The sequence below is a fragment of the Streptomyces sp. YIM 121038 genome, from assembly GCF_006088715.1.
Lineage (GTDB): Bacteria > Actinomycetota > Actinomycetes > Streptomycetales > Streptomycetaceae > Streptomyces.
Window position 1 is genome coordinate 5,941,727 of record NZ_CP030771.1, and the last position, 23,818, is coordinate 5,965,544.

At 73.2% G+C, this 23,818-nt stretch carries 23 protein-coding genes; 11 read left to right on the forward strand and 12 right to left on the reverse strand.

Annotated features, from left to right (window positions below; translation table 11 throughout):
• Positions 1-38: 38 nt before the first annotated feature.
• The gene (locus tag C9F11_RS48805) at positions 39-278 is read left to right on the forward strand and encodes a hypothetical protein (RefSeq protein WP_138961436.1); all 240 of its coding nucleotides are present in this window, start codon (positions 39-41) and stop codon (positions 276-278) included.
• Positions 279-280: 2 nt separating this feature from the next.
• Entirely contained in the window at positions 281-1,519 is a 1,239-nt protein-coding gene (locus tag C9F11_RS25535) for a metallophosphoesterase (RefSeq protein ID WP_138961437.1), read from the forward strand.
• Here C9F11_RS25535 and C9F11_RS25540 read toward each other — a convergent pair.
• Positions 1,485-3,023: a HAMP domain-containing sensor histidine kinase gene (locus C9F11_RS25540; RefSeq protein WP_138961438.1), complete on the reverse strand. Its 1,539-nt coding sequence runs from the start codon at positions 3,021-3,023 to the stop codon at positions 1,485-1,487. The two genes, C9F11_RS25535 and C9F11_RS25540, sit on opposite strands and share 35 nt — an antisense overlap.
• Positions 3,020-3,685, reverse strand: coding sequence for a response regulator transcription factor (locus tag C9F11_RS25545; RefSeq protein WP_249402226.1), 666 nt, complete (start codon positions 3,683-3,685; stop codon positions 3,020-3,022). The genes C9F11_RS25540 and C9F11_RS25545 overlap by 4 nt, the downstream gene beginning before the upstream one ends.
• Before the next feature lie 274 nt (positions 3,686-3,959).
• On the opposite strand from C9F11_RS25545, the gene C9F11_RS25550 reads away from it, so the two are divergent.
• On the forward strand, positions 3,960-6,617 hold the full coding sequence (locus tag C9F11_RS25550) for an MMPL family transporter (RefSeq protein ID WP_249401886.1): 2,658 nt from the start codon (positions 3,960-3,962) through the stop codon (positions 6,615-6,617).
• A gap of 48 nt (positions 6,618-6,665) precedes the next feature.
• On the opposite strand, the gene C9F11_RS25555 is transcribed toward C9F11_RS25550, so the two are convergent.
• The 6 genes from C9F11_RS25555 to C9F11_RS25580 form a co-directional block, all read right to left on the reverse strand.
• A complete protein-coding gene (locus C9F11_RS25555) occupies positions 6,666-7,280 on the reverse strand; it encodes a Uma2 family endonuclease (RefSeq protein ID WP_138961440.1) in 615 nt (204 codons plus the stop codon).
• A 155-nt stretch (positions 7,281-7,435) separates the two neighbouring features.
• A complete protein-coding gene (locus C9F11_RS25560) occupies positions 7,436-8,197 on the reverse strand; it encodes a succinate dehydrogenase iron-sulfur subunit (RefSeq protein WP_138961441.1) in 762 nt (253 codons plus the stop codon).
• Positions 8,197-9,951 (reverse strand): succinate dehydrogenase flavoprotein subunit, encoded by a 1,755-nt coding sequence (sdhA, locus tag C9F11_RS25565; protein WP_138961442.1) that lies wholly within the window; start codon positions 9,949-9,951, stop codon positions 8,197-8,199. Before sdhA ends, C9F11_RS25560 begins: the two co-directional genes overlap by 1 nt.
• Positions 9,952-9,967: 16 nt before the next feature.
• Positions 9,968-10,450, reverse strand: a complete 483-nt coding sequence (locus C9F11_RS25570) for a succinate dehydrogenase hydrophobic membrane anchor subunit (RefSeq protein ID WP_138961443.1) — start codon at positions 10,448-10,450, stop codon at positions 9,968-9,970.
• Between the two features lie 8 nt (positions 10,451-10,458).
• Positions 10,459-10,839: a succinate dehydrogenase, cytochrome b556 subunit gene (sdhC, locus tag C9F11_RS25575; RefSeq protein ID WP_138961444.1), complete on the reverse strand. Its 381-nt coding sequence runs from the start codon at positions 10,837-10,839 to the stop codon at positions 10,459-10,461.
• A 147-nt stretch (positions 10,840-10,986) separates the two neighbouring features.
• The gene (locus tag C9F11_RS25580) at positions 10,987-11,568 is read right to left on the reverse strand and encodes a 2-oxo-4-hydroxy-4-carboxy-5-ureidoimidazoline decarboxylase (RefSeq protein WP_138961445.1); all 582 of its coding nucleotides are present in this window, start codon (positions 11,566-11,568) and stop codon (positions 10,987-10,989) included.
• A gap of 193 nt (positions 11,569-11,761) precedes the next feature.
• On the opposite strand from C9F11_RS25580, the gene C9F11_RS47520 reads away from it, so the two are divergent.
• From C9F11_RS47520 to C9F11_RS25595, 4 genes are all read left to right on the forward strand, one after another.
• On the forward strand, positions 11,762-11,923 hold the full coding sequence (locus C9F11_RS47520; protein ID WP_171075837.1) for a hypothetical protein: 162 nt from the start codon (positions 11,762-11,764) through the stop codon (positions 11,921-11,923).
• A complete protein-coding gene (locus C9F11_RS25585) occupies positions 11,920-13,506 on the forward strand; it encodes a glycoside hydrolase family 20 protein (protein WP_138961446.1) in 1,587 nt (528 codons plus the stop codon). The genes C9F11_RS47520 and C9F11_RS25585 overlap by 4 nt, the downstream gene beginning before the upstream one ends.
• A gap of 120 nt (positions 13,507-13,626) precedes the next feature.
• Positions 13,627-14,139 (forward strand): hypothetical protein, encoded by a 513-nt coding sequence (locus tag C9F11_RS25590; RefSeq protein ID WP_138961447.1) that lies wholly within the window; start codon positions 13,627-13,629, stop codon positions 14,137-14,139.
• Between the two features lie 92 nt (positions 14,140-14,231).
• The gene (locus C9F11_RS25595; RefSeq protein WP_249401887.1) at positions 14,232-14,771 is read left to right on the forward strand and encodes a hypothetical protein; all 540 of its coding nucleotides are present in this window, start codon (positions 14,232-14,234) and stop codon (positions 14,769-14,771) included.
• A gap of 86 nt (positions 14,772-14,857) precedes the next feature.
• Here C9F11_RS25595 and C9F11_RS25600 read toward each other — a convergent pair whose 3' ends face one another.
• Positions 14,858-16,270, reverse strand: a complete 1,413-nt coding sequence (locus C9F11_RS25600) for an FG-GAP and VCBS repeat-containing protein (protein ID WP_138961449.1) — start codon at positions 16,268-16,270, stop codon at positions 14,858-14,860.
• Positions 16,271-16,520: 250 nt separating this feature from the next.
• Here C9F11_RS25600 and C9F11_RS25605 point away from each other — a divergent pair, with 250 nt between their 5' ends.
• The 4 genes from C9F11_RS25605 (at position 16,521) to C9F11_RS25620 (ending at position 20,293) form a co-directional block, all read left to right on the forward strand.
• Positions 16,521-17,411 carry a hypothetical protein gene (locus C9F11_RS25605; RefSeq protein WP_138961450.1) on the forward strand — a complete coding sequence of 297 codons (891 nt, stop codon included), beginning with the start codon at positions 16,521-16,523 and terminating at the stop codon, positions 17,409-17,411.
• Between the two features lie 248 nt (positions 17,412-17,659).
• Entirely contained in the window at positions 17,660-18,082 is a 423-nt protein-coding gene (locus tag C9F11_RS25610) for a hypothetical protein (protein WP_138961451.1), read from the forward strand.
• Between the two features lie 391 nt (positions 18,083-18,473).
• Positions 18,474-19,145, forward strand: coding sequence for an RNA polymerase sigma factor (locus C9F11_RS25615; RefSeq protein WP_138966982.1), 672 nt, complete (start codon positions 18,474-18,476; stop codon positions 19,143-19,145).
• On the forward strand, positions 19,145-20,293 hold the full coding sequence (locus C9F11_RS25620) for an extensin (RefSeq protein WP_171075838.1): 1,149 nt from the start codon (positions 19,145-19,147) through the stop codon (positions 20,291-20,293). Before C9F11_RS25615 ends, C9F11_RS25620 begins: the two co-directional genes overlap by 1 nt.
• Before the next feature lie 447 nt (positions 20,294-20,740).
• Here C9F11_RS25620 and C9F11_RS25625 read toward each other — a convergent pair whose 3' ends face one another.
• From C9F11_RS25625 to C9F11_RS25635, 3 genes are all read right to left on the reverse strand, one after another.
• Positions 20,741-21,697 (reverse strand): L,D-transpeptidase family protein, encoded by a 957-nt coding sequence (locus C9F11_RS25625; protein ID WP_138961453.1) that lies wholly within the window; start codon positions 21,695-21,697, stop codon positions 20,741-20,743.
• 103 nt (positions 21,698-21,800) lie between these two features.
• Entirely contained in the window at positions 21,801-22,298 is a 498-nt protein-coding gene (locus C9F11_RS25630; RefSeq protein WP_138961454.1) for a MarR family winged helix-turn-helix transcriptional regulator, read from the reverse strand.
• Positions 22,295-23,815, reverse strand: coding sequence for an FAD-dependent monooxygenase (locus C9F11_RS25635; RefSeq protein ID WP_138961455.1), 1,521 nt, complete (start codon positions 23,813-23,815; stop codon positions 22,295-22,297). Before C9F11_RS25635 ends, C9F11_RS25630 begins: the two co-directional genes overlap by 4 nt.
• Positions 23,816-23,818: the final 3 nt, after the last annotated feature.

Consider the following 23,818-nt stretch of genomic DNA (forward strand, 5'->3'; position numbering starts at 1 on the left):
GAAGGCGGTCCGTGAGGGCGCCTGGTGATACTGAGCGTATGAAGCTCAGCCGCCCCGTCTCCTGGTTCCTGCTCGCCTTCGGCGCGTGGAGCTGGGTCATCTGGATCACTTTCGTCAAGAACCTGTGGAAGGACGGCAGCGGGCTCGCCTTCGACGACGGCCGTCCGACGGCGTACTTCTGGGTGCACCTGACGCTCGCCGTTGTCTCCTTTGTCTTGGGGACGGTGGTCGGGACCATCGGGTTGCGTGGGGTGCGCGCACTGCGCCGAAGCTCATAGCCGTGGGCGTCCTCGGATTCGTCCTGGTCGCCCTGGGTGCGGCCGCCGTCTTCGGCGGCCTCCTCTGGTACGTGTGGCGACGGACGGTGCGCGACACCACGATCAAGGGCTCGTGGGGCAGACGCCTGGGCACCGTGGCGTTCCTCGCGGGACCCCTGCTGATGTTCGGCGCGCTGGCGGCGGAGCGCACCGGGGCACCGTTCCCGCTCCAGCGGATCCTGGCGTGGCCGGGCTTCCTGTGGATGGCGTTCGCGCTGTACCTGCTCCTGGCCCTGCTGGCGGGAGAGCTGGTACGCCCACTGTTGAACCGGTGGCCGGCGAGCAGACCAGCCCGTCCGGCGTTTGAGGACGAGGCGCGAAGCGCCAATGAGGCGGGCAAAGGGGCACAGCCCCATCCGGCGGACCCCGGCGGTGACCTGCCCCGCCGAGTCTTCGTGGCCAGAACGGTAGCCGCGGGCGCGGCGACCGTCGCGGCGGCGACCGTGGGCTACGGCACGTACTCCGTCCTCCGAGGCCCCCGCGTGAAACGCGTCACCGTCCCCCTCGCCAAGCTGCCGCGCGCGGCGCACGGCTTCCGGATCGCCGTGGTCAGCGACATCCACCTGGGCCCGGTGCTCGGCGCGGGCTTCGCCCGGTGCGTGGTGGACACCGTCAACTCCACCCAGGCCGACCTCATCGCGATCGTCGGCGACCTGGTGGACGGGGACGTCGAGGACCTCGCGGGCGCCGCCCGCCCGCTCGCGGACCTGCGCGCACGCCACGGAAGCTTCTTCGTCACGGGCAACCACGAGTACTTCTCCGGCGCCGAGCAGTGGGTGGAGCACGTCCGCTCGCTCGGCCTGCGCCCCCTGGAGAACGCCCGCACCGAACTGCCGTACTTCGACCTCGCCGGGGTCAACGACGTCCAGGGCGAGGACGAGGGCCAGGGGCCCGACTTCGCCAAGGCGCTCGGCGACCGGGACCGCACGCGCGCCTCCGTGCTGCTCGCCCACCAGCCCGTGGTCATCCACGACGCCGTCGAGCACGGCGTCGACCTCCAGCTCTCCGGCCACACCCACGGCGGCCAGCTCTGGCCCAACAACGTCGTCGCCGACCTCGCCAACCCCACCCTCGCGGGCCTGGAGCGCTACGGCGACACCCAGCTGTACGTGACCCGCGGCGCCGGGGCGTGGGGCCCGCCCGTCAGGGTGGGGGCGCCGTCCGACATCACGGTGGTGGAGCTGGCGTCGCGCGCGGCGTGAGCAGGGCGACCGGCTCCCGCGGCGCCTGCGGGCGCGGCCGCGACGGCGGTGACGGCACGCGCGGGAGGCTGACCAGGACCGTCAGGCCCTCGCCCGGCGCCGTGCGGAGCTGGACGCGGCCGCCGTGGGCCGCCACCACGCCCTGCACGATGGCCATGCCGAGCCCGCTGCCCCCGCTGCGGCCCGTACGGAAGAAGCGGTCGAAGACCCGGGCCGCGTCCTGTTCGCCGAGCCCCGGGCCCTCGTCCGCCACGGTCAGGCACACCACGTGGCCGCGCCGCTCCAGGCCGAGCCGCACCGGGGTCTCGGCGGGGGTGTGGGTGCGGACGTTGGCGAGCAGGTTGGCGAGGACCTTGCGCAGGCCCTGCTCGTCCGCCCGGACGAGGATCGCGCCGTCCGCGCACACCGTGAGCGGACGGCCCGGGTCCTGCGCGCGCAGGTCGTCGGCCGCGTCCCGCACCAGTCGGCTCAGGTCGACGGGGCGCAGGCGCAGCTCGGGCTGCTGGTCCAGGCGGGCCAGGGTGAGCAGCTCCTCCACGAGGTGGTTCATGCGGTCGGTCTCCGCGTTGACGCGGCACCAGGCGCGGCCGCGGTCCTCCGGCGTGGTCAGCATGCCGTTGTCGTAGAGCTGGAGGTAGCCGCGGATCGCGGACAGCGGGGTGCGCAGCTCGTGCGAGGCGTCCGCGACGAACTGCCGCAGCTGGGCCTCGCTCCGCTCGCGGGTCGCGAAGGCCGCCTCGACCTGCTGGAGCATGGAGTTGAGCGCGAGCCGCAGCTGCTCGGTCTCCCGCACCTCGGTCCTGCTGCAGGGCACGCGCCGCTTCAGATCGCCCTCGGCGATCGCGGAGGCCGTCTCGACCATGTCCTCCAGGGGCCTGAGGCGTCGGCTCGCGGACATCATCGTCAGGACGGCGAGCAGCGCGAGCAGCAGCACGCCGAAGGCCAGGTCGAGCCGGAGCGCCTTGCGCACGCTCGCGTGCACGTCCTCCGTGGAGGTGGCGATGACGAGGACCGTGCCGTCGGCGATCCGCATGCCGAGGGCGCGGTAGGAGTCGCCGCCCAGCCGTACGTCGCTCGGCGTGTCCTTGTCCGCGAACTCCTGCGCGTCGCCGACGGCGTGGGCGAGCTGGAGCTGGAGCTGCGTGGAGCCGACGTACCCGAAGTTGACGGGCTTGTCGTCGATGTCGACCGCGACGAACAGCGAGGAGGAAGGCGTCAGTTGGTCCTCCTTCCCGACCTGCTGCGGCAGCTCGATCAGCGACTTCTTGAAGTTGCTGATCTTCCTCAGATGGTCGAGGGTGACCGGCATCCCGCTGAACGCCGTGCGCGAGCTCTTCAGTTCGGAGTCGACGCTGTTCAGCAGGTAGTGCTTCATGCCCATGATGCTCACGGCGGTCGCGGCCGCTATGCCGAGCGCGAGCAGGACGACGTTCACCAGGGTGAGCTTGGCGCGCAGCGAGTTCCCGAAGAGCCGCCGCGGCCCGGTGTGCGCCCGCTTCCTCATGCCAGCCCGTATCCCACGCCGCGCCGGGTCGTGATCAGCGGTGGCCCCACCTGGTCGAGCTTGCGCCGCAGATAGCTGACGTACGTCTCCACGACCGTCGACTCCGCCGCGTGCTCGATGTGCCAGACGTGGCGCAGGAGTTGCTCCTTGGGCACCACCCGGCCCGCGTTGCGCACCAGGAAGCGCAGCAGGGCGTACTCGGTGGGCGTGAGCTGCACCTCGCGGCCGCCCCTGCGCACCAGGTACGTCGTCTCGTCCAGCTCCAGGTCGCCGTAGCGCAGCGGCGGCCGCTGCGGCAGCACGTCGCCGGGGCGGGTGCGGCGGAGCACGGCGCCGATGCGGGCGACGACCTCGTCGATGTGGAACGGCTTGGTGATGTAGTCGTCGGCGAAGCCGAGGGCGCCGACGACCTCCGTCGGCGCGTCGCGGGCGGTGAGGAACACCAGGGCGAGGTCGGGCCTGCGCGCCCGCAGTTCACGGCCGAGCGCCCGCCCGTCGCCGTCCGGCAGCATCACGTCCAGGAGCGCGCAGTCCGGCCGGGTGCGCTCGGCGAGCGCGAGGGCCTCGCGGACCGAGCCCGCCGTCATCACGTCGAAGCGGTGGAAGCGCAGGGTGAGGCTGAGGACGTCGGCGATGCTCGGCTCGTCCTCCACGACGAGCACGGTGGCCGCGCCCGCCGCGGGAGCGGCCTCTGCGACAGATGTTCCCCGGGGTTCCTCGGCGTGGCTCATGTCCCCAGTATCGGGGCGCTCGTTGTACCGGGGGCCGCTCCGTGGTTTGGAGTTGCTTGAGAATCACGGCCTTTGCCGCGCGCACGGTCCGCCCGCCGCTGATGCTGGGGGTCCTTCGCGTGCGCGAAGGGGCCGCGGGCCGGGCGGCGGCGGACGGCCCGGCCCGGCGAAGAGACCGGGCCGCCGGGACGAAGGGGCGTACATCGTGGTGGCATGGGCACGTTGGTGCTACCGGCACCGACTGGTGGTCGTGGTGCTGTGGGTGACGGCACTGGTCGGTTTAGGGGCCGTCGGCGGCTCCGCGGGCACCGACTACGCGAACGTCTTCTCCGCCCCCGACACGGACTCCACGCGCGCCGGTGACCTGATGGAGAAGGCGTTCCCCCAGCGCAGCGGCGACACGGACACCGTGGTGTGGAAGACCGCGCGGGGTTCGGCGCGGGACGCCGCCGTGCGCGGCCGGATCGAGCCCGTGCTCGCCGAGATCGCCGGGATGAAGGGCGTCGGCGAGGTGGCGGGCCCGTACGCGCCGGGGCCCGAGGCCGCCGCCAGGATCAGCCGCGACGGACGCGTCGCGTACGCGCAGATCACCTTCACCGCGCAGGCCAACGAGGTCTCCAAGAGCCTCGTCGAGGACGTCGTCGACACCGCGCGCGCCGCCGCCCGTCCGGGCCTGCGGGTCGAGCTCGGCGGCCAGGCCGTCGCCCGCATCCAGGAGCCGCCCGCGGGCACCGCGGAGGCCGTCGGCATCGCGGCCGCCGCCGTGGTGCTCTTCCTCGCCTTCGGCTCGCTGTTCGCGATGCTCCTGCCCATCCTCACCGCCGTCTTCGCCGTCGGCACCGGGCTGCTCGCCACGATGCTGCTCAGCCACGTCACGGCGGTGCCCGAAGTGGCGCCGCTGCTCGGCACGTTGATCGGGCTCGGCGTCGGCATCGACTACGCCCTGTTCATCGTCACCCGGCACCGCCGGGGCATCCTGCGCGGCCTCGCCCCCGAGGAGTCGGCCGCGCAGGCCCTCGACACCTCGGGCCGCGCCGTGCTGTTCGCGGGCGGCACCGTGTGCGTCGCGCTCGCCGGGATGCTCGTGATGAACATGCGCTTCCTGGACGGCGTGGTCATCGCCGCGTCCCTCACCGTCGTCCTGAGCGTGCTCGCCGCCCTCACCCTGCTGCCCGCGATGCTCGGCCTGCTCGGACCCCGCGTGCTCAGCCGCCGCCAGCGGCGCCGCCTCGCGGCCACCGGGCCCGAACCGGACGAGCCGACCGGCCTCGCGGCGTGCTGGGCCGCGGCCGTGGGGCGGCGCCCGCGCACGGTCGCGCTGCTCGCCGTCGCGGTCATGGCGGCCCTGTCGCTGCCGCTCCTTTCGCTGCGCCTCGGCGCCACCGACCAGGGCAACCACCAGGAGTCCAGCACCACCCGACAGGCCTACGACCTGCTCGCCGAGGGCTTCGGGCCCGGCTTCAACGGGCCCCTCCACGTGGTCGTGGAGAAGGCCGGACCGGCCGCCACCGAGGCCCTGGTGGAGCGCATCCGCGCGACGGAGGGCGTGGCGCACGTCGGCCCCGCGACGCCCTCGGCCGACGGCGGGACCGCCGTCATCCAGGTCGTCCCCACCACCTCGCCGCAGTCCGCGGCCACGGACCGCCTGATCGACCGGCTGCGCGCCGACGTACTGCCGCGGGCGGGCGTGGACGCGCACGTCGGCGGCGTGACCGCGGTGTTCAAGGACTTCGCCACGGTCACGGCGGACCGCCTTCCGTACTTCGTGGGCACCATCGTCGTGCTCGGCTTCCTGCTGCTCCTCGTCGCCTTCCGCTCCCTCGTCGTCCCGCTGACGGCGGCCGTCATGAACCTGGTCGCCGCCGCCGCGTCCTTCGGCGTGCTGGTGGCCGTCTTCCAGTGGGGCTGGGGCGCGGAGGCGCTCGGCATCGCCAAGGAGGGCCCGATCACGGCGTTCCTGCCCGTCGTCATGCTGTCGCTGCTCTTCGGCCTGTCGATGGACTACCAGGTGTTCCTGGTCAGCCGCATGCACGAGGAGTGGGTGCACACCCGGGACAACGCCCGCGCGGTGCGCGTCGGCCTCGCGGAGACCAGCCGGGTCATCAACTGCGCGGCCCTCATCATGATCTGCGTGTTCTCCGCGTTCGTCCTCAGCGGCGACATGGAGGGCGCCACGGCGGGCATCGGCCTCGCCGCGGCCGTCGCACTCGACGCGTTCGTGCTGCGCACCGCGCTCGTCCCCGCCGCCATGCGGCTGCTCGGCCGCGCCAACTGGTGGCTCCCGCCCTGGCTCGACCGGCGCCTTCCGCACCTCGCCGTCGAGCCGCAGGACGCCGCGCCCCCGGCGCCCGAGGAGCTGGAGGCGCTGGTGGCGGCCGCCCTCGGCCCGGCGGGCCCGGCGCCGGACCCGCACGCCCCGGACGACGCGTGCGGGTCGCCCGAGGCGTGCGCGGCCCAGGGCGCGTGCGGGGCGGTGGACCCGCTGACGGCCCGCGGCGACTTCTCCCCGTACGACCCCTACGACGCGGCCTACGCGGCCGACGACGAACACTACGTCCCCGGCCTGCCCGCCCCGCAGGAGCGTGGTGCGCACGTCGTGCACGGCTTCATCATCACGCCCGACGGCGAGCCCATCCACACCGTGACCATGACCCTGCTGTCCAAGAGCGGCCGCCAGCTCGACCGCGTCTCGTCCCTGGCCGACGGCTCCTACCTCCTGTCGGCCCCCGCCCCCGGCGTCTACCTCCTCGCGGCGACGGCCCCCGGCTACGCCTCGAAGGCCCGCCACATCATGCTCGGCAGCGGCCCCCTCACGTACGACCTGGAACTCCTGGAGGCGGTGGGCACGGGGCCCATGCTGTGAGGCTTCGGCGGAGCGGCGGGGGTGGGAGCGGGTGGATGCGCAGCGGGGCTAGCTCTTCTTCTTCCCGGCTTCCAGAAGTGCCGTCACGTCCAGCGACACCTTGGCGCCGATCGAGTCGGGCAGGGCGACCACCTGGCCGGGGGCGTGTACCTGATGGTTTCCGTACTCGCCGCCCTTGGGGTCGGTGAGGAGGTGCAGGCGCTGGTGCTTGCGATCGACGACGACATAGACGGGCACCTTGGCCTCGGCGTAGGCGGTGACCTTGGTCTTCAGGTCGTCCCTCCAGTTGCTGGAGGTGACCTCCAGGACGAGGCGGAAGCAGACCGGGTCGTAGGCGTTGTTCTCGACGAAGTGGTCGTCGATGTCGGCGTCCACGATCACGAGGTCGGGGATCGCGTAGTCCTCGATGGCGGTGGGGAGCCAGAGACCGACGTTCTGGAGGACCTCGGTTTCCTCGCCGTGCAACCCGGCGGCGAGGAAGGGCACCATGAGACTGGTCAGGGCGCGGGCGTGCGGGGCATCCGGGGAAGGGGTCACGAGGAGATGTCCTCCGATGATCTCGACGCGGTAGCCCGGATGGCGCTCCATGATCTCGTCGGCGATGGCCGTGAGGGAGAACGGCTCTTCGTCCTCATAGGGCTGCTCGACGCTGGCGGCGGACATCGCGTGCCTCCTAGGGGGCTGGGGTCGAGAGCATCATCGTAGGACGTGCCAGGGCCTGGTGCCGGGAGCCGAATCGTTCACCAGAACGAGTGAGGGCCCCGCTCCCCGGTGCGGTACCGGGGTGCGGGGCCCTCACTGCGGGCCGAGCCGGAGGCTCAGAAGCGGCGGGTGATCAGCGCGCGCTTGACCTCCTGGATCGCCTTCGTGACCTCGATGCCACGCGGGCAGGCGTCCGTGCAGTTGAACGTGGTGCGGCAGCGCCACACGCCGTCCTTGTCGTTCAGGATCTCCAGGCGCTGCTCGCCCGCCTCGTCACGGCTGTCGAAGATGAAGCGGTGCGCGTTCACGATCGCGGCCGGGCCGAAGTACTGGCCGTCGTTCCAGAACACCGGGCACGAGGACGTGCAGGCGGCGCACAGGATGCACTTCGTCGTGTCGTCGAAGCGCTCGCGGTCCTCGGCGGACTGCAGGCGCTCGCGCGTCGGCTCGTTGCCCTTGGTGACCAGGAAGGGCATCACGTCGCGGTAGGCCTGGAAGAACGGCTCCATGTCCACGACGAGGTCCTTCAGGACCGTGAGGCCCTTGATGGGCTCGACCGTGATCGGCTTGGCCGGGTTGATGTCCTTGATCAGGGTCTTGCAGGCCAGGCGGTTCTTGCCGTTGATCCGCATGGCGTCCGAGCCGCAGATGCCGTGCGCGCAGGAGCGGCGGAACGTCAGCGTGCCGTCCAGATCCCACTTGATCTTGTGCAGACCGTCGAGGACGCGCTCCTTGGGGTCGATCTCCAGCTGGAAGTCTTCCCAGGTCGCCTCCGCCGAGACCTCCGGGTTGAAGCGGCGGATCCGGAAGGTGACGGTGATGAGGTGGGACGAGGCCGCGGCGTCCGCCTCGACCTTGTCCATCGTCGGGGTTGCCATCAGTACTTACGCTCCATCGGCTGGTAGCGGGTCTGGACGACCGGCTTGTAGTCGAGGCGGATCGAGTCCTTGCCGTCGTCGGCGACCTCGCGGTACGCCATGGTGTGGCGCATGAAGTTGACGTCGTCGCGGTTGGGGTAGTCCTCGCGGTAGTGACCGCCGCGGGACTCCTTGCGGGCGAGGGCCGAGACCGCCATGACCTCGGCGAGGTCGAGCAGGTTGCCCAGCTCGATGGCCTCCAGGAGGTCGGTGTTGAAGCGCTTGCCCTTGTCCTGGACCGAGACGTTCTTGTAGCGCTCGCGCAGCTCGGCGATCTTCTCGACGGCCGTCTTGATGGTCTGCTCCGTGCGGAACACCATCACGTTGGCGTCCATCGTCTCCTGGAGCTCCTTGCGGATCTCCGCGACCCGCTCGGTGCCCCGGGAGTCGCGCAGCTGCTCGACCAGGTCGGCCACGAGCTGCGCCGGGTTCTCCGGCAGCTCCACGAAGTCGGCCTTCGCGGCGTACTCCGCGGCGGCGATGCCGGCGCGGCGCCCGAAGACGTTGATGTCGAGCAGCGAGTTGGTGCCCAGGCGGTTGGCGCCGTGCACCGACACGCAGGCGACCTCGCCCGCCGCGTACAGGCCCGGGACGACGGTGGTGTTGTCCGAGAGGACCTCACCCTCGACGTTCGTCGGGATGCCGCCCATGGCGTAGTGCGCGGTCGGCTGGATCGGGATCGGGTCCGTGTAGGGCTCGATGCCGAGGTACGTGCGCGCGAACTCCGTGATGTCCGGGAGCTTGGCGTCGAGCTGCTCCGGCGGGAGGTGCGTGAGGTCGAGGTAGACGTGGTCGCCCTCGGGACCGCAGCCGCGGCCCTCGCGGATCTCCGTGTAGATGGAGCGCGAGACGACGTCACGGGACGCGAGGTCCTTCATGACCGGCGCGTACTTCTCCATGAAGCGCTCGCCGTCCTTGTTGCGGAGGATGCCGCCCTCACCGCGGGCGCCCTCCGTGAGCAGGATGCCCATGCGCCAGATGCCGGTCGGGTGGAACTGGAAGAACTCCATGTCCTCAAGCGGCAGCCCGCGCCGGTAGCAGGCCGCCTGGCCGTCACCGGTGAGGGTGTGCGCGTTGGAGGTCACCTTGAAGAACTTGCCGGTGCCGCCCGAGGCGTAGATGACGGCCTTCGCCTGGAAGACGTGGATCTCGCCGGTGGCCAGCTCGTACGCGACGACGCCCGCGCTCTTCTTGACGCCGTCCTCCTCCACGATGAGCTGGTCGAGGACGTAGAACTCGTTGAAGAACTCCACACCCTCCTTGACGCAGTTCTGGTAGAGGGTCTGGAGGATCATGTGGCCGGTGCGGTCCGCCGCGTAGCAGGACCGGCGCACCGGCGCCTCGCCGTGGTTGCGGGAGTGACCGCCGAAGCGGCGCTGGTCGATGGTGCCGTCCGGGGTGCGGTTGAACGGCAGGCCCATCTTCTCCAGGTCGAGGACCGCGTCGATGGCCTCCTTCGCCAGGATCTCGGCGGCGTCCTGGTCGACCAGGTAGTCACCGCCCTTGATCGTGTCGAAGGTGTGCCACTCCCAGTTGTCCTCCTCCACGTTGGCGAGCGCGGCGGCCATGCCGCCCTGCGCCGCGCCGGTGTGGGAGCGGGTGGGGTAGAGCTTGGTGAGCACGGCGGTGCGGCTGCGCTTCGTCGCCTCGATGGCGGCGCGCATGCCGGCGCCGCCCGCGCCGACGATGACGGTGTCGTACTTGTGAATCTTCACTGGGGTCGCCTCGGCTTTAGCGGATGTTCGGGTCGAAGGTGAAGATCACCAGCGTGCCCAGGAGGATGGTGAACACCGTGGCGGTGTACAGCAGGCCCTTGAGCCACAGGCGCGTGTTCGGACGCTCCGCGTAGTCGTTGATGACCGTGCGCAGGCCGTTCGCGCCGTGCAGCATGGCGAGCCACAGCATCAGCAGATCCCAGACCTGCCAGAACGGGGACGCCCAGCGGCCCGCGACGAACGCGAAGCCGATCTTCGACACACCGCCGTCGAGCACCAGCTGGATCAGCAGGTGCGTGATGACGAGGACGACGAGGACGACGCCGGACAGGCGCATGAACAGCCACGCGGCCATCTCGAAGTTGCCGCGGGTGGCGCGAGGCGTCTTCGACGTGCGCTTGCGGGGGGCCTCGATGACGGGCGCGGGGTTGTCGGCGTCGTAGAGGGAGTCACCCTCGACGGGGCCCACTCCGGACTTCTCAAGCGTGGTGTCGGACATGTCTGGCCTCAGCTCCCGAACAGTTCACGGACGGCGTGGCCGAGGACCGGGTACAGCGCGCCCACCATCAGGACGACCCAGATGCCCACGACGGTCCAGAGCATCTGCTTCTGGTAGCGCGGGCCCTTCGACCAGAAGTCGACGGCGATCACACGCAGGCCGTTGAGCGCGTGGAAGAGGATGGCAGCGACCAGGCCGTACTCGAGGAGCGCGACGATCGGCGTCTTGTAGGTAGCCACGACCTCGTCGTACGCCTCGGGCGAGACGCGGACGAGAGCGGTGTCCAGCACATGTACGAACAGGAAGAAGAAGATGAGGACGCCGGTGACTCGATGAGCCACCCAGGACCACATTCCTTCCCGGCCGCGGTACAGCGTTCCAGCCGGCACGGAAGAACCCTCCGGGAGCGGGGATTGGGGCCGGCCGGCTTCTTGTCGGACGAGCCCGGCCGGGTACGGTCCACCGGCCGCTCGTCATCGTATCGACGAGTTGTCGGTGGGCTTGCCCGGGGTCCTCGGGTGTGATCAAACAGGCAATCAAACTGGTACGTACGGGCTATCGCTGCGCGTGGGGCGGGGCGGATCCGGCTGCCGGGACGGCCGCGGAACGGAAATCTCCGGCCAGTTGTGGACAAGTCGGGTGAGTCGGGCGCGGGCCGCGCGCCGCAGCTCGTCCGCCGCCACCGCGAGCTCCTCCTCCGGGTCGTTGCCGAGCCGGTCGCGCAGGGAGGCGAGCAGGTGGTCGAGGGCCTCGCTGGGCGCGGTGGCGTCCAGGCAGATCACGAAGGCGTGGCCGAAGCGGCTCTCGTACGCGGCGTGGGCGGCGCGCAGGGCGGTGGCCGCGGCGGTGTAGGCGCTGCCCGGCGCCACGGCCGGTTCGAGCGGCTCGGCGGCCAGGGCCTCGGTGAGGTCGGCGGGGGTCAGGTCGTACGCGGCCTCGTCGGCGGCGGCGAGCAGCGCGTCGAGGTCGGGGTAGGGCCGGTGGGCGGTGAGCCTGCGTGCCCAGTGGCTGCTTCCGCAGCAGGTCAGAAGGGTGCGCTGGGCCTCGTCGGCGGGCGCGGTGTTCAGGGGCTCCAGCGGTCCCGTCGGAGAGGTCGGAGATCCCGTGGTGTCCGGTATGGCGCGGTGCGACGGCAGGGGGGCTCCTCGGCGGAGGGCAAACGGGTGAGTGACGGGGCGCCACGCTATCGGGGTGGCGGGAGGGGTGTCCGTGCGCTCTGCGGAATCGGCGCGGCGAATTCATCCGGATGGGAGAGTTTGGCGGCACCGAGTGGACGGGCGGGGCCGGGGAGACGGGGCTTAGCGTGGGGGTGTGGACGCCTTGATGTGCGAGCGGGCCGTGCGGACGGTGCGGGCCGTGCGGACGGTGCGGGCCGTGGGAGCCGTGCGGACGGTGCGGGCCGTGGGAGCCGCGCGGGCCGCCGGGACCCCGAGGGCCACGGCGGTGGGCGCCGACGGCGGTGACCGGCGGTGACGCGGCGGCGCGCGGCCCTCGTCGGCGGAGGGGCCGTCGCGGCGGGAGCCGTGGTCATAGCCCTGGTGGCGTGGCCCGACGGCGACGGCGGGAGCGGGCGGCGGAGCGGCCGGGCCCCCACGTCCGCCGAGCCCACGCCCTCGCGGTCCTACGCCCTGTCCAAGGCCCCGCGGACCATACCCGCCGTGCGCGAGCACACCCCCGCCCGCGGCCCCGGCTGGCGCCCCGGGCCCGGGGGGCGCGTGGTCGTGGGCGCCCCGGAGCTGCGGGACGAGGCCCGCCTCCTCGCCGGTGAGCTGCGGCTGCGGTACGGGGGCGAGGCGCGGGCCCGCCCGGGCGACGTACGGCTCGACCTGGAGGACGGCCCGGCGGGCGGCAACCCGGAGGCCTACACGCTCACCGTGAAGGACCGGGTCGTCCGTGTCAGCGCCCCCGCGCAGGCGGGCGTCTTCTACGGCACCCGCACCCTGAAGCAGGCCGTGCGCGCCGACGGCGCCGCGCCCGAGGGCGTCGTACGGGACGCGCCCGCGAAGCCGCGGCGCGGGTTCATGGTCGACATCGCCCGCAAGCCCTTCCCGGCCGAGTGGATCGAGCGCCGCGTGCGGGAGCTCGGCGACCTCAAGTACAACGAGCTGGGCCTGCACTTCTCCGACGACCAGGCGTTCCGGATCGCCTCGGAGTCGCACCCGGAGGTGGTGTCCGCCGACCACCTCACCAAGGAGCAGGTGCGCCGCATCGTCGACCTCGCCGCGAGCCGCCACATCACGGTCGTGCCGGAGATCGACTCGCCCGGGCACCTGGGCGCCGTCCTGAAGGCCCACCCGGACCTCCAGCTGCGCGACACCCGGGGCGCGGCGACGCGGGGGGCCGTGGACCTGGCGAACCCGAAGGCGGCCCGGATCGTCGACGACCTCCTGCGCGAGTACGGCGAGCTGTTCCCGGGCGGGCAGTGGCACATCGGCGCCGACGAGTACCAGGCCCTGGCCGTCCGCGACCCGGAGGCGTCCTATCCGCGCCTGGCCGCGGCCGCGCGCGAGCGGCTCGGCCCCGGCGCCCGGATCCAGGACCTGGCGACGCGGTGGCTGAACGACCGGGCGCGGACGGTCGGCCCGGCGCGTGCGGTCCGGGCCTGGAACGACGGCTTCTTCCGCGGCGGCACCACGGCCGTCGACGAGCGCGTGGAGGTCGCGTACTGGACCGGCAAGGAAATCGGCGCCCGCGACCCCGTGGAGTACCTGCGCGCGGGCCGCGCGGTCGTCAACTACAACGACGAGTACCTCTACTACGTCCTGGGGGAGCCGAACGCCTTCGTCTACCCCACCGGGCAGCGCGTCTACGAGCAGTGGACCCCGCGCGTCCTGCGCGGCACCCGGCCGGTCGACGCGGCGTACGACGACCGGATCCTCGGCGCGGTCTTCGCCGTCTGGTGCGACATCCCCGGGGCCCAGACGCAGGAGCAGGTGGCCCGGGGCATCCGGATGCCGCTGCGGGCGACGGCGCAGAAGCTGTGGGACGCGCGGCGGCCCTCGGTGCCCTGGCGCGACTTCGTGGACCTCGCGGGGCGGGTGGAGGACGGCGGCTGAGCGCCCCGCCGGAGTTTGAGGACACGCCTGGGCGGGCCAACTAGGGGGGAAAGGGGCACGGCCCTCTATGGTGTGCGGCCACGGCAGCACGGGCACGGTGCGAGTACGACGGGGGCGGGGATGGGTTACTGGGGCTATTACGTCGTGGGGAGGAGCGCGCTTCCGCTGGGGAAGTGCACGGCGCTCGCGGGGGCGCGGGACGAGCTCGAACTGCTCGAGCGGCGGCCCGACGGCTGGCAGGTGTGGGAGTGCCCGAGCAAGGCCACCGAGGAGGCCAAGGACATCGGGAGCATGAACGCGCTCGCCGCCGAGACCGGCGCGCCCGCCCTCTTCGGCTATGTGATGGACAGCGACTGCGTGGTGGTCGAGGCGGCCGCGCCGGAGAGCGGCGTGTGGACGACGTGCCTGGCGCGGGACGCGATGGCCGGGTACCTGGCCGCCGGTGAGCTGACGGTCGAGGACTACTTCCTGGAGCCGCGCGACGCCGCCGAGCGCGCCGTCGCCTGGGCCGCCGAGGCGGGCCGCACCGCGCGCTCGTCGGCGCTGCTCGACGTGTTGCGCGCCGATGCCGAGCCCTCCGCGGAGCAGCTGTTCTTCCGGTTCCTCGACCGGCTCGGGGTGCTGCCGCAGTAGCCCCGCCCCACCAGCGCTTTTCGGCCGCAGTGACGGAAACGGGCCGTCGGACGCTGTAAGGGCATGTGAAGCCAGAAGAGTCACGTGCGAGCTTGGTGGAACTGATCGCCCAGGCCGATGAGACGGGTCTCGCCGCGAGCGGGCTCGCCTGCCTCGACCGGTGCGTGCCGCTGTTCGGCGACGGCGTCGACGAACAGGTCCTGCGACCGCTGTGGGCGAACCTCGCGGACGGCGCGGCGTGGGGCGGGGCGCTCGCCGGGGTGCGGCGGACGCTGACGGCGGAGGGGGCCGGGGAGGGCGCGGCCGGGCCCGCGCGGCCGGGCGGCGGTGAGGCGGCCGCGCTCGCCCGGCGCATGCTCGCCGCCGTGCCCGCGGAGCGCACCGCGGGCGCCCTGCGGACCTGGGCCGACGGCTGTTCCGCCGCGGCGCTCCAGGTCCACCGTCTGCTCGACGCCACCGACGAGGGCGTGGCGCCGCTGGTCGCCGCCGAGCTGCGCCGCCAGATACGCGTCCTGGAACTGCTCGGCGGGACCGCCCCCGGGGGCGGTCTGCGCCAGGTGCTCGACGTGTCGACGGAGGGCCGCCGGGTGCTGCGCGCGGTCGTGTCACGCCGCGCGCGGAGCGCCCCCTGAGGGGCGCGGGGCTGTGTCCATTCGCGGCTTCGCCGCGTGGGCGCGACCGGCCACGACGCACCCGCGGACGGCCACGGCGGTCGGACCTACGGCGCGAGCACCTGCCCCAGGCGCGCCCCGGCAGGAGTCCCGAGCTGAGCCCGCGCGTAGTAGACCCCGCTCGCCCGCACCACCGCCCCGTTCTTGTCGGTGTCCAGCTGAAGCACCGTCCCGTCCCCCTTGTCCTCGCCCTCGGCCCCGATCGCGAGGTCGGGATGACCGTTGCCGTCGAAGTCGGCGAGCGAGACCGCGGAGCCGAGCCGGTCGCCGGTCTCCGTGACGCCGGGGACGTCCGGCTCGTCCTGGCTGACGGCGAGCGCGCCCGCGCCGGTCAGGCCCGAGCGGGAGCCCTTGAGCAGCAGGGACGTGCCCGCGTCCGTACGGGCCTTGCCCGCGCGCGTGATGTCCTCGCCCGGGGCGCCGGTGAGCACGTCCGCGCAGCCGTCGCCGTCCACGTCGGCCGCCGCGACCGACCAGCCCATCGCGTCGCCCGCCTCGGCCGCGCCGGGCACTCCGGCCGTGGCCTGGTGGACGGTCCGCGCGCCCGTGCTCGTGAGGCCGCCGGAGCCGCCGTTGACGACCGTGACCTGGCCGCCCGCGTGCGCGCCCGACTCGGCGGTGTACGGCTGGCCGATGACCAGGTCGTCGTAGCCGTCGCCGTTCACGTCGGCCGCGGCGACCGAGCGGCCGCCGGGGATGGCGAGCCGGCCGACCCGGCTGAGGCCCGAGCGGGTGCCCCGGAACCAGACGGCCTGGGCCCGGCCCGCCGGGTCCCGGTAGGTGAGGGCCACGTCCGCGTACCCGTCGTGGTTGAAGTCGCCGGACGCGGCGGCCGGGAAGGAGATCGCCCGCTCGGCGGAGGTGATCGTGCCCGCCGCCTCCTGGTCCGCCGAGAACCGCGCGGCCCAGCTGCCGCCCGTCCCGGTGGCCGCGGCGAACACGTCCGCCCTGCCGTCCTTGTTGAAGTCGCCGACGGCCACGGCCGAGCCGAAGCGCGCGCCGCCGTACGCGAAGTCCTCCGAGAGCTGCATGTCCGTGCCCGAGGCGTAGTCCGGGCCGTACAGCATGGTCACCGCGCCCCGGTCCTTGTGGCCCGCGGTGTCGTCCTCGCCTGGTGCGCCGATGACGAGGTCCGGGTGGCCGTCGCCGTTCAGATCGCCCCGGGCGGTGGCGGCGGCCCACTCGTCGCCCGGCTCGTCCAGGCCGGGGACGCCGGGGCTCGACTGGGTGAGGTTCTTGCGCGCGGCCGCGTCGGGGCCGCCGGCCGCGCCCGGCAGGACGCTCAGGGCGCCCGTGGAACCGCCCGCCCGGGGCATGCCCGCCACCAGGTCGGCGGCGCCGGTGGCGGTACCGGTCGCGGTGCCGGTGGCCGCGTGCGCCACCGCTCCCGTGCCGCTGACGGCGGCGCCGCCGAGGACGACGCTGCCCACGGCGAGCCAGGCCTTGTGCTTGAGGGTCACGTACCCCACCCCTTGAGAACTCCTGAGCTCATGAAGCGAACTCCCGGTGAATCAACGAGTTCGTAAGACTTATGGGCGGCGCGGAGGGTTGTACGGGGTGGTGGGAAAGGGCGCGTGATGTATCCCGCACGCCTGTGGTGTGACATCCAAGCTCTCGTGTGCGCAGGGTTCATGAGAAACGTATGAGAAGGCCGACGGAAGCGCGGGCACGTGGGCGCGCGGGCAGAGCGGGGCGAAGACGGTGGGAACTGTGGGGCTGAGGGCGCGGCGCGGAACTCGGGGCGGCGCGCGCCGCCGGTGGACGCGGGCCGCGGCCGTCGCGCTCGTGGCCGGTTCGCTCGCGTCGGCCACGACGGCCTGCGGCGGCGAGCGGGGGCCGGTGCGGCTGAGCGGCGGCACGTTCGAGAAGGAACTGCCCCGCGACGAGGCGCGCGGCCAGCGGCTCACCCTGCGGGCCGTGGAGCTGATGAAGGCGACCCACTCGATGCGGATCAACGTCGCCCAGACCAAGGGGTCCGTGGCGGCCGGCACCGCGCAGCGCCAGGAGGTGACGCTGCACGTCGACCGGGAGAGCAACTGCACCGGCACGGTCGAGGAGGGCATCATGCGCGGCGACCTGATCATGATCGAGGGGCGCGCGACCTATGTGCGCTTCCAGGACTCCTCGCTCGACGCCCTCGGCTCGCTGGCCCGCGAGCGCGGCCCCGCGGTCGCCGCGCAGATGGAGCGGCGCATCGGGCTGCTGCGCGGGAAGTACGTGAAGTTCCCGACCGGCGACGGGAGTTCGGGGCGGCGCGTGATGCCGTCGGCGCAGTGCGACCTGGACGAGGTGCTCGGCCACCTCGACGGCGTGGGCGGCACCACCACCATCCGCGCCCAGGACGCGACGTGGCGCTACGGCCGCCGGGTCATACCCCTCGTGGAGCGGCAGGGCGGCACGGACACCACCGTCTACGTCGCGGCGCGGGGCAAGCCGTACCTGGTCGCGATGGAGATGGAGGAGAGCGGCGGCGAGCGCATGACCATGCGGATCTCCGACTACGACGAGCCGGTCGAGGCGAAGGCGCCGCCCGCCGCGCAGACGGTCGACGCGAGCGAACTCCAGGGCTTCGGCGACGGCACCGGCCTCTTCCAGGTCTGACGGCGACCGTGTGCTCGGCGGTTCCCGGCATCGCGAGTGCCATTTCCGTGTTTCCGAAGATGTTGTAGCTTTACCGGCGCCGAGAGCTGTTCGACCTTGCTCTCCGCTGCGCGGGCCGGGCGATATCCGCGGGGAATGCGTGTGATATCGCCGCCCGCGGGATCAGGAATCTTCCAGTCCTGATTTCGGTGTGCCCGCTTTCGGATTCCCCCCGGTCAACCGATTCCGTCAACCAAAGGGGAAGCATCATGCGTCACAGCACCAAATTCTTCATGGTGGCCGCCGCGACAGTCAGCGCGGGCCTGCTCGCGGCGGGGCCTGCCGCAGCCGTCCCCAGCACCACCTGGCGGCCTGTTCCCGACGTGCCCCATTCTGGCTGTTCCTGGAAGGACCACAAGGCGTCGAATTTCATCAGTTTCGCGAACTGCTCCTTCGTGACTGCTGACCGTACCCATCTGCAGTCCATGATGATCGTGGAAAACCGCTCCACCAAGAAGGTGAAGATAGAGGGGCTGATCACCACGAACTTCGGGGGAGACATCCACTGCAAACTCTCCGACCTCAACCCCGGGCTGCACACGTCGTGCCTGGGCCCCACCAAGCCCATGCCCGCCGGCGGGCCCTTGGCCACGACGAAGCTCATCATGAACGGTGTGCCGGACGAGAACTGACCCCGTCGCGCGACACCGGCCCTGTCCGGCCGGGTACGCAGACACGCGCTGTCTCCGGGGACGTGAGCCGCGCGAGGCACCCACGGACGTGGGAACGGCCGGGGCCGCCACCCCCCACAGGAGAGGCCCCGGCCGTCACACGGCACGAACCGCGTGGCGGTCCGTACTCCCTACTGCGTCGGGGGTGCGTTTTCTGTCACACCTCACCGAGTCACCCGCTAGTTGCGCGTTGTACAAACATGGACGTGCACGGCTTTCACGCCGTAGCGTGCAGTTTCGCGCCGTGTCGCGACCCACCAACGCGGGCCGCTTCCAGGCGGACCGCGAGCGGCGGACGGCGCGCCATGAGACCCGTGAGAGCCGCGCCTGGCCAGGCGCAGAGGGGCCCGCAGTGCAGGGGGAGGACGACGCCGAGCTGACCGCCGCCGTGCTCGCGGCGCAGGCCGGGGACGAGACCGCGTTCCGGACGGTGTACCGCGCCGTGCACCCGCGGCTGCTCGGCTACGTACGGACGCTCGTCGGTGATCTCGACGCCGAGGACGTGGCGTCCGAGGCGTGGCTGCAGATCGCCCGCGACCTCGACCGGTTCAGCGGCGACGCGGACCGCTTCCGCGGCTGGGCGGCGCGCATCGCCCGCAACCGCGCCCTCGACCACATCCGCATGCGCGGCCGCCGCCCCGCGATCGGCGGCGACGAGACCGAGCTGACCGGAAAGCCCGCCGACGCGGACACCGCGGGCGAGGCCATGGAGTCGCTCGGCACCGACGCGGCGCTCGCGCTGATAGCCCAGCTCCCGCAGGACCAGGCCGAGGCCGTCGTGCTCCGGGTCGTCGTCGGCCTGGACGCGAAGAGCGCGGCCGAGACGCTCGGCAAACGCCCCGGAGCGGTGCGTACCGCGGCCCACCGAGGGCTCAAGCGGCTCGCCGAACTGATGGGCGCCGACGACTCCGCGCGGGCGCGCGGGCTCGGCGCCGTACCCCCGCAGCCGGACCCGCACGGACGCGCGGTGCCCCCGTCCCCCTGTGTGACGCATTCGCGTACGCGGACGCAGAAGGACATGTGATGGCCGACGAGCAGGACAAGTGGCTGGACCGTGTCGCGGCGGAGCGTTTGCTGCGCGGCGAGCGGCTCGACGGCATCGGCGATCACGACCGCGAACGGGCCGAGCGGCTCGCCCAGACCCTCGCCGCGCTGTCCGCCGGCAAGCCCGCGAAGACCGGCGAGGACGGCGAACTCCCTGGTGAGTGCGGTGCGTTGGCCGCGTTCCGGGCGGCGCGGGGCGGACAGACGTTCGCGTCCGACGCGGCCGGGGCCACTGGTGCGGCCGGTACGGGCGTGGCCTCGGGCGGTGTGTCCGGCGTGGCCGGTGGCGCCCCCGGCCCGGTCGACGAACCCGTGCGGATCGGCAGCCCCGCCGCCGCGCCCCGGCCCGTGCGCTGGGGGCGCCCCCTGCGGCTCGGCGTCGCGGCGGCCCTCGCGGCCTGCATGGCCGGCGGGGTCGCGGTCGCGGCGGGCACCGGGGTGATCCCCTCCCCGTTCCACCGGGCCGAGCGGCCGCCCGCCACCAGCGCGTCCCCGGCGCAGACGCCCGACCGGCCGCTGCGCAGCCCTTCCACCGACGCCGCCGCACCGCCCGACGAGGTGCCCGACGCGGAGGACTCCCCCCTCGGCGACGACACGTCCGCCGAGCCGGACCCCTCGGCGACGTCGGAGGGCTCCGAGCGCTCCGCCGCCCCGGACGACGGCCGCGACCGGGGCGCCACGGGCTCGCCCGGCACGGGCACCGCCGACCCGGGCGAGGACGGCAAGCGCAACGGCCGCAAGTGGTACAAGCACGTGGTCTCCGCCTGCCGCGACTACCGCAGCGGCGGCCTCGCCACCGACAAGCGCCGCCGCCTGGAGGAGGCCGCCCGCGGGGCGGAGCGCGTGCGCGCGTTCTGCGAGCGGGTCCTGGACGGCAACGGCAACGGCAACGGCAAGGACCAGGACGACGACGAGCCCGGCCGCGGGAACGGCGGCGGCAACGGCCACGGCGGCGGCAACGGGCACGGCAACGACGGGGACGACGAGGACGACGACCACGGCGGCGGGCACCTGCCCGGCGGGGGCCACCACGGGGGCCGCCCCGGCGGCGGCAGCCAGGTTCCGCCGGTCACCCTGCCGCACCGTCCCCGGCCCGTCCCGTCGTACACGGCGGCCCCGGTCTTCTGACGCCGCCCACCCCCGCTGACGCGGCGTCCCCCGATCCCCCCGCCCCCTTTGTCGCGCTGGCGCGCTCGTCCTCGAACGCCGGACGGGCTGGATGGTTGCCGGTGCGGACCGGATCTCGGCCGCGGACGCGCGCCTCGACTGTGAGCCGCAGACGGGATCCGGCCGCGTCGGAGACTTTCAGCCCGTCCGGCGTTTGAGGACGAGGCGCGGAGCGCCGATGGGGCCGGTCGGGCCCGCCGCCACGGTGTGACGCAAGCCGCATCCGGCCCCTGTGACACTTTCCGGCCCCCCGGCGCAGTAAAGAGTGAGCCGACTGGTCATCGGCCCGCGCACGAGCCGGGGTTCCCCCCGTACCTACGGCTCCGTGCCATTGGCGCGGGCGGAATTCGTTCCCCCGATTCCGCCCGCGCCCTCACTCCCCGCAGCGGCCGGACCACCGGCCCCCGGCTACCGGTAGATGACCACCCGGTCCCCGTCCTCGACCTTCTTGAAGAGGTCGGCGATCCGCCCCTCGTCGCGGACGTTGACGCACCCGTGCGACGCCCCGGCGTACCCGCGCGCCGCGAAGTCCGACGAGTAGTGCACGGCCTGGCCGCCGCTGAAGAACATGGCGTACGGCATCGGCGTGTCGTACAGGGTCGAGACGTGGTGGCGGGACTTCCAGAAGACCGTGAAGACGCCCTCGCGCGTCGGGGTGTACTCCGAGCCGAAGCGGACGTCCATCGTCGACAGGGCCTTGCCGTCGACCATCCACGTCAGCGTGCGGCTCTCCTTGCTGATGCACAGCACGCGCCCGGTCAGACAGCGCCGGTCGGGCTCGGCGGGCGGCATGCCCCCGTCCGGATACAGGGCGTAGCGCGTCGGCTCGTCCGTCATGCGCAGGAGCCGCGCCCAGGTGCGGGTGTCCGTCGCACCGGTCGGGGCGAGGCCCCGCTTGCCCTGGAAGCCCTTGACCGCGGCGGCCGTCGCCGGGCCGTACAGACCCGTCGGGTACTGGTGGAACCAGCTGAGCTGCCGCAGCCGGGCCTGGAGCTCGCGCACCCGCTCGCCGCGCTTGCCCTGCGCCATGAGCACCGGGCCCGGCGGGGGCGGCGGCGTCGCCTTCGGCGGGGGCGGGGTCCACGACGGCGGCGGCGTCGGCTTCGGCAGCTTGGACGGGGGCAGCTCGGCCCGCGAGACGGGGGACTTGATCCTCGGCGTGGGGGAGCGCGTGGGTGTGGGGTCGGGAGCGTGCGGAGCCGTGCGCCTCGGTGGCGCCGCCTTGGCGACGCCCCTGTCGTCCCCGTCGCCCCTGCCGTCCCGGCCCGCCGTGCCGACGGCCTGCGCCGTGCATCCGCAGGCCAGGGTCAGCGCGACGACGGCACCCGCCGCCGCGCGTCCCCTGGCTTTCGCGACCCTGCCCATGGATCCCCCACGTCACCTCGTGTCACTGCGATGGCCGACCCTCCGCAGTGTTTCCCACCCGCGAAGGATTGTGAACCACGCCTCGACGAGGGCCCGTTGGGGCTCAGTGGTGCCAGGCCGAGCCGTTGACGTTGTGGATCATCCGCTGGAGGACCTTGAGCGCCCGTACGTACTCGGCGTCGTCGATGCCCTCGTGGATCTGCTGCCGGGTCTCCCGCTGGCGGGCGGCGACCCGCTGCTGGAGGGCGTGGCCGGCCTCCGTGCGGGCCAGCCCGCGCACCCCGCCCGCGGTCTCCTCGGTGAGCAGCTTCCGGCGGAGCAGGGCGTCGATGTTGTGCTCGATGCCGCCCTCGCCGAACTCCAGGTAGCCGCGCAGGACCCCGACGACCTCCGCGCGGTCGCGGGGGCCGTCCGCCGGGACCTGGTTGAGGACCCACCACTGCGGCTGGGTGAGCCCTTCCTCGGCGAGCATCGTGCGGATGTGGTGCACGACGGCCTGGCCCGCGGCCGAACTCCAGTAGCCGATGGGCTGGTTGACCAGCTCGGCGTCGCTGTGGGAGGGGGTGAAGACGGGCTTCGTGTCGTTCGTGTCGTTCGTCATGACCACGAAAGTAGGACCTCAAGCTTGCTTGAGGTCAACTGGCTCCGGAGATCTTCTCCGCTCCGGCCCGCCCAGGCCACGTAGCCGTCCGGGCGGACGAGGAAGAGGCCCTCGCCGTAGCCGTCCAGGGATTGCGTTCGGCGGGTGTGCACCAAGTCGCCGTTGACGGCCGGGGGTTCGGCCTCCGTGCCCACCGCGAGGAGGGTGAAGTGCGGGCCGCGGAAGGCGTCGAAGACGCGTCCCGTGCCGAGGCGGCCGTCCGGGGCGCGGTCGCCCGCGCGGAGGCCGCCCTCCGGCAGCGGGCTCCGGGTGTCCAGGGACAGGGGCGAGTCCCGGTACTCCAGGCCGAGCTGGCGCGTGGCCGCGCCCCTGCGGGCCTGTCCGCGGTGGATGCGGGTGGACAGGTCCAGCATCCGCGCGGCGTTGGGCAGCCGCTCCTCCTCGTACGTGTCGAGCAGCGCGTCCTGCGCCCCGTGCCGCAGGACGAGGTCGAGCTTCCAGCCCAGGTTGTAGGCGTCCTGCACGCTCGTGTTGAGGCCCTGGCCGCCCGCGGGCGAGTGCACGTGGGCCGCGTCGCCCGCCAGGAACACGCGCCCCGCCCGGAAGCGGTCCGCGAGCGCCGCGCGCGGCCGGAAGTCGGAGGCCCAGCGCACCTCCGTCACGTCCTCGGCCGCCAGGTGCGTGCGCGCGGCCACGGCCTCGCGCACGCCCGCGGGCGAGGTGTCGGGCGCCCCGCCGTCGGCGAACTGGGCGGTGAGCTGGAAGTCGGGCGTGCCCGGCAGCGGGCAGAGCGCGGTGAAGCCCGCGCCGGGCGACGGCGGGAAGATGTGCCAGTTGTCGCGGTCGAGCGCGCCCTCGCGGACGCGGACGTCGGCGACGAGGATCGGCTTGGGGTCGACGGTCTCGCCCGTCATGCCGATGCCGAGCGCGTGGCGCACCGCGGAGCGGCCCCCGTCGGCCGCGACGGCGTAGGCGGCCCGGACCGCGGAGCCGTCCGCGAGGCGCGCGGTGACCCCGGCCGCGTCCTGGTCGAGCCCGGTCACCTCCATGCCGAAGGCCACCGTGCCGCCGAGCTCGGTCAGGCGCGCGTACAGGATCTCCTGCGTGCGCCACTGCGGCAGCAGCCACGGACCGGCGTAGGGCGCGGCCTCCGTGACCCTCGGCTCGTCGAACATGCGGTACTCGCCCTGCCGCCTGCCCCCGGCCCACCGCATGCCCACCGGGGCCGGGCCGCCCGCCTCCAGTACGGCGCCGACCACGCCGAGGTCGTCGAGGACCTCAAGGGTGCGCGGCTGGATCCCCTTGCCGCGCGAGCCGGGGAACAGCCGCGGGGCGCGGTCGACGACGAGCGCGGGCACGCCGCGCCGGGCGAGGTCCACGGCCAGGGCGAGGCCGGTGGGGCCCGCGCCCACGATGAGGACGTCCGTTTGGGTGAGGCTCCCTTCCGCGCGGCCCGCTTCCGTGGGGCCCGTTTGCGCGCGGCCCGTTCCTGCTTCCTTAACGCTGTTAAGTGCCATGCC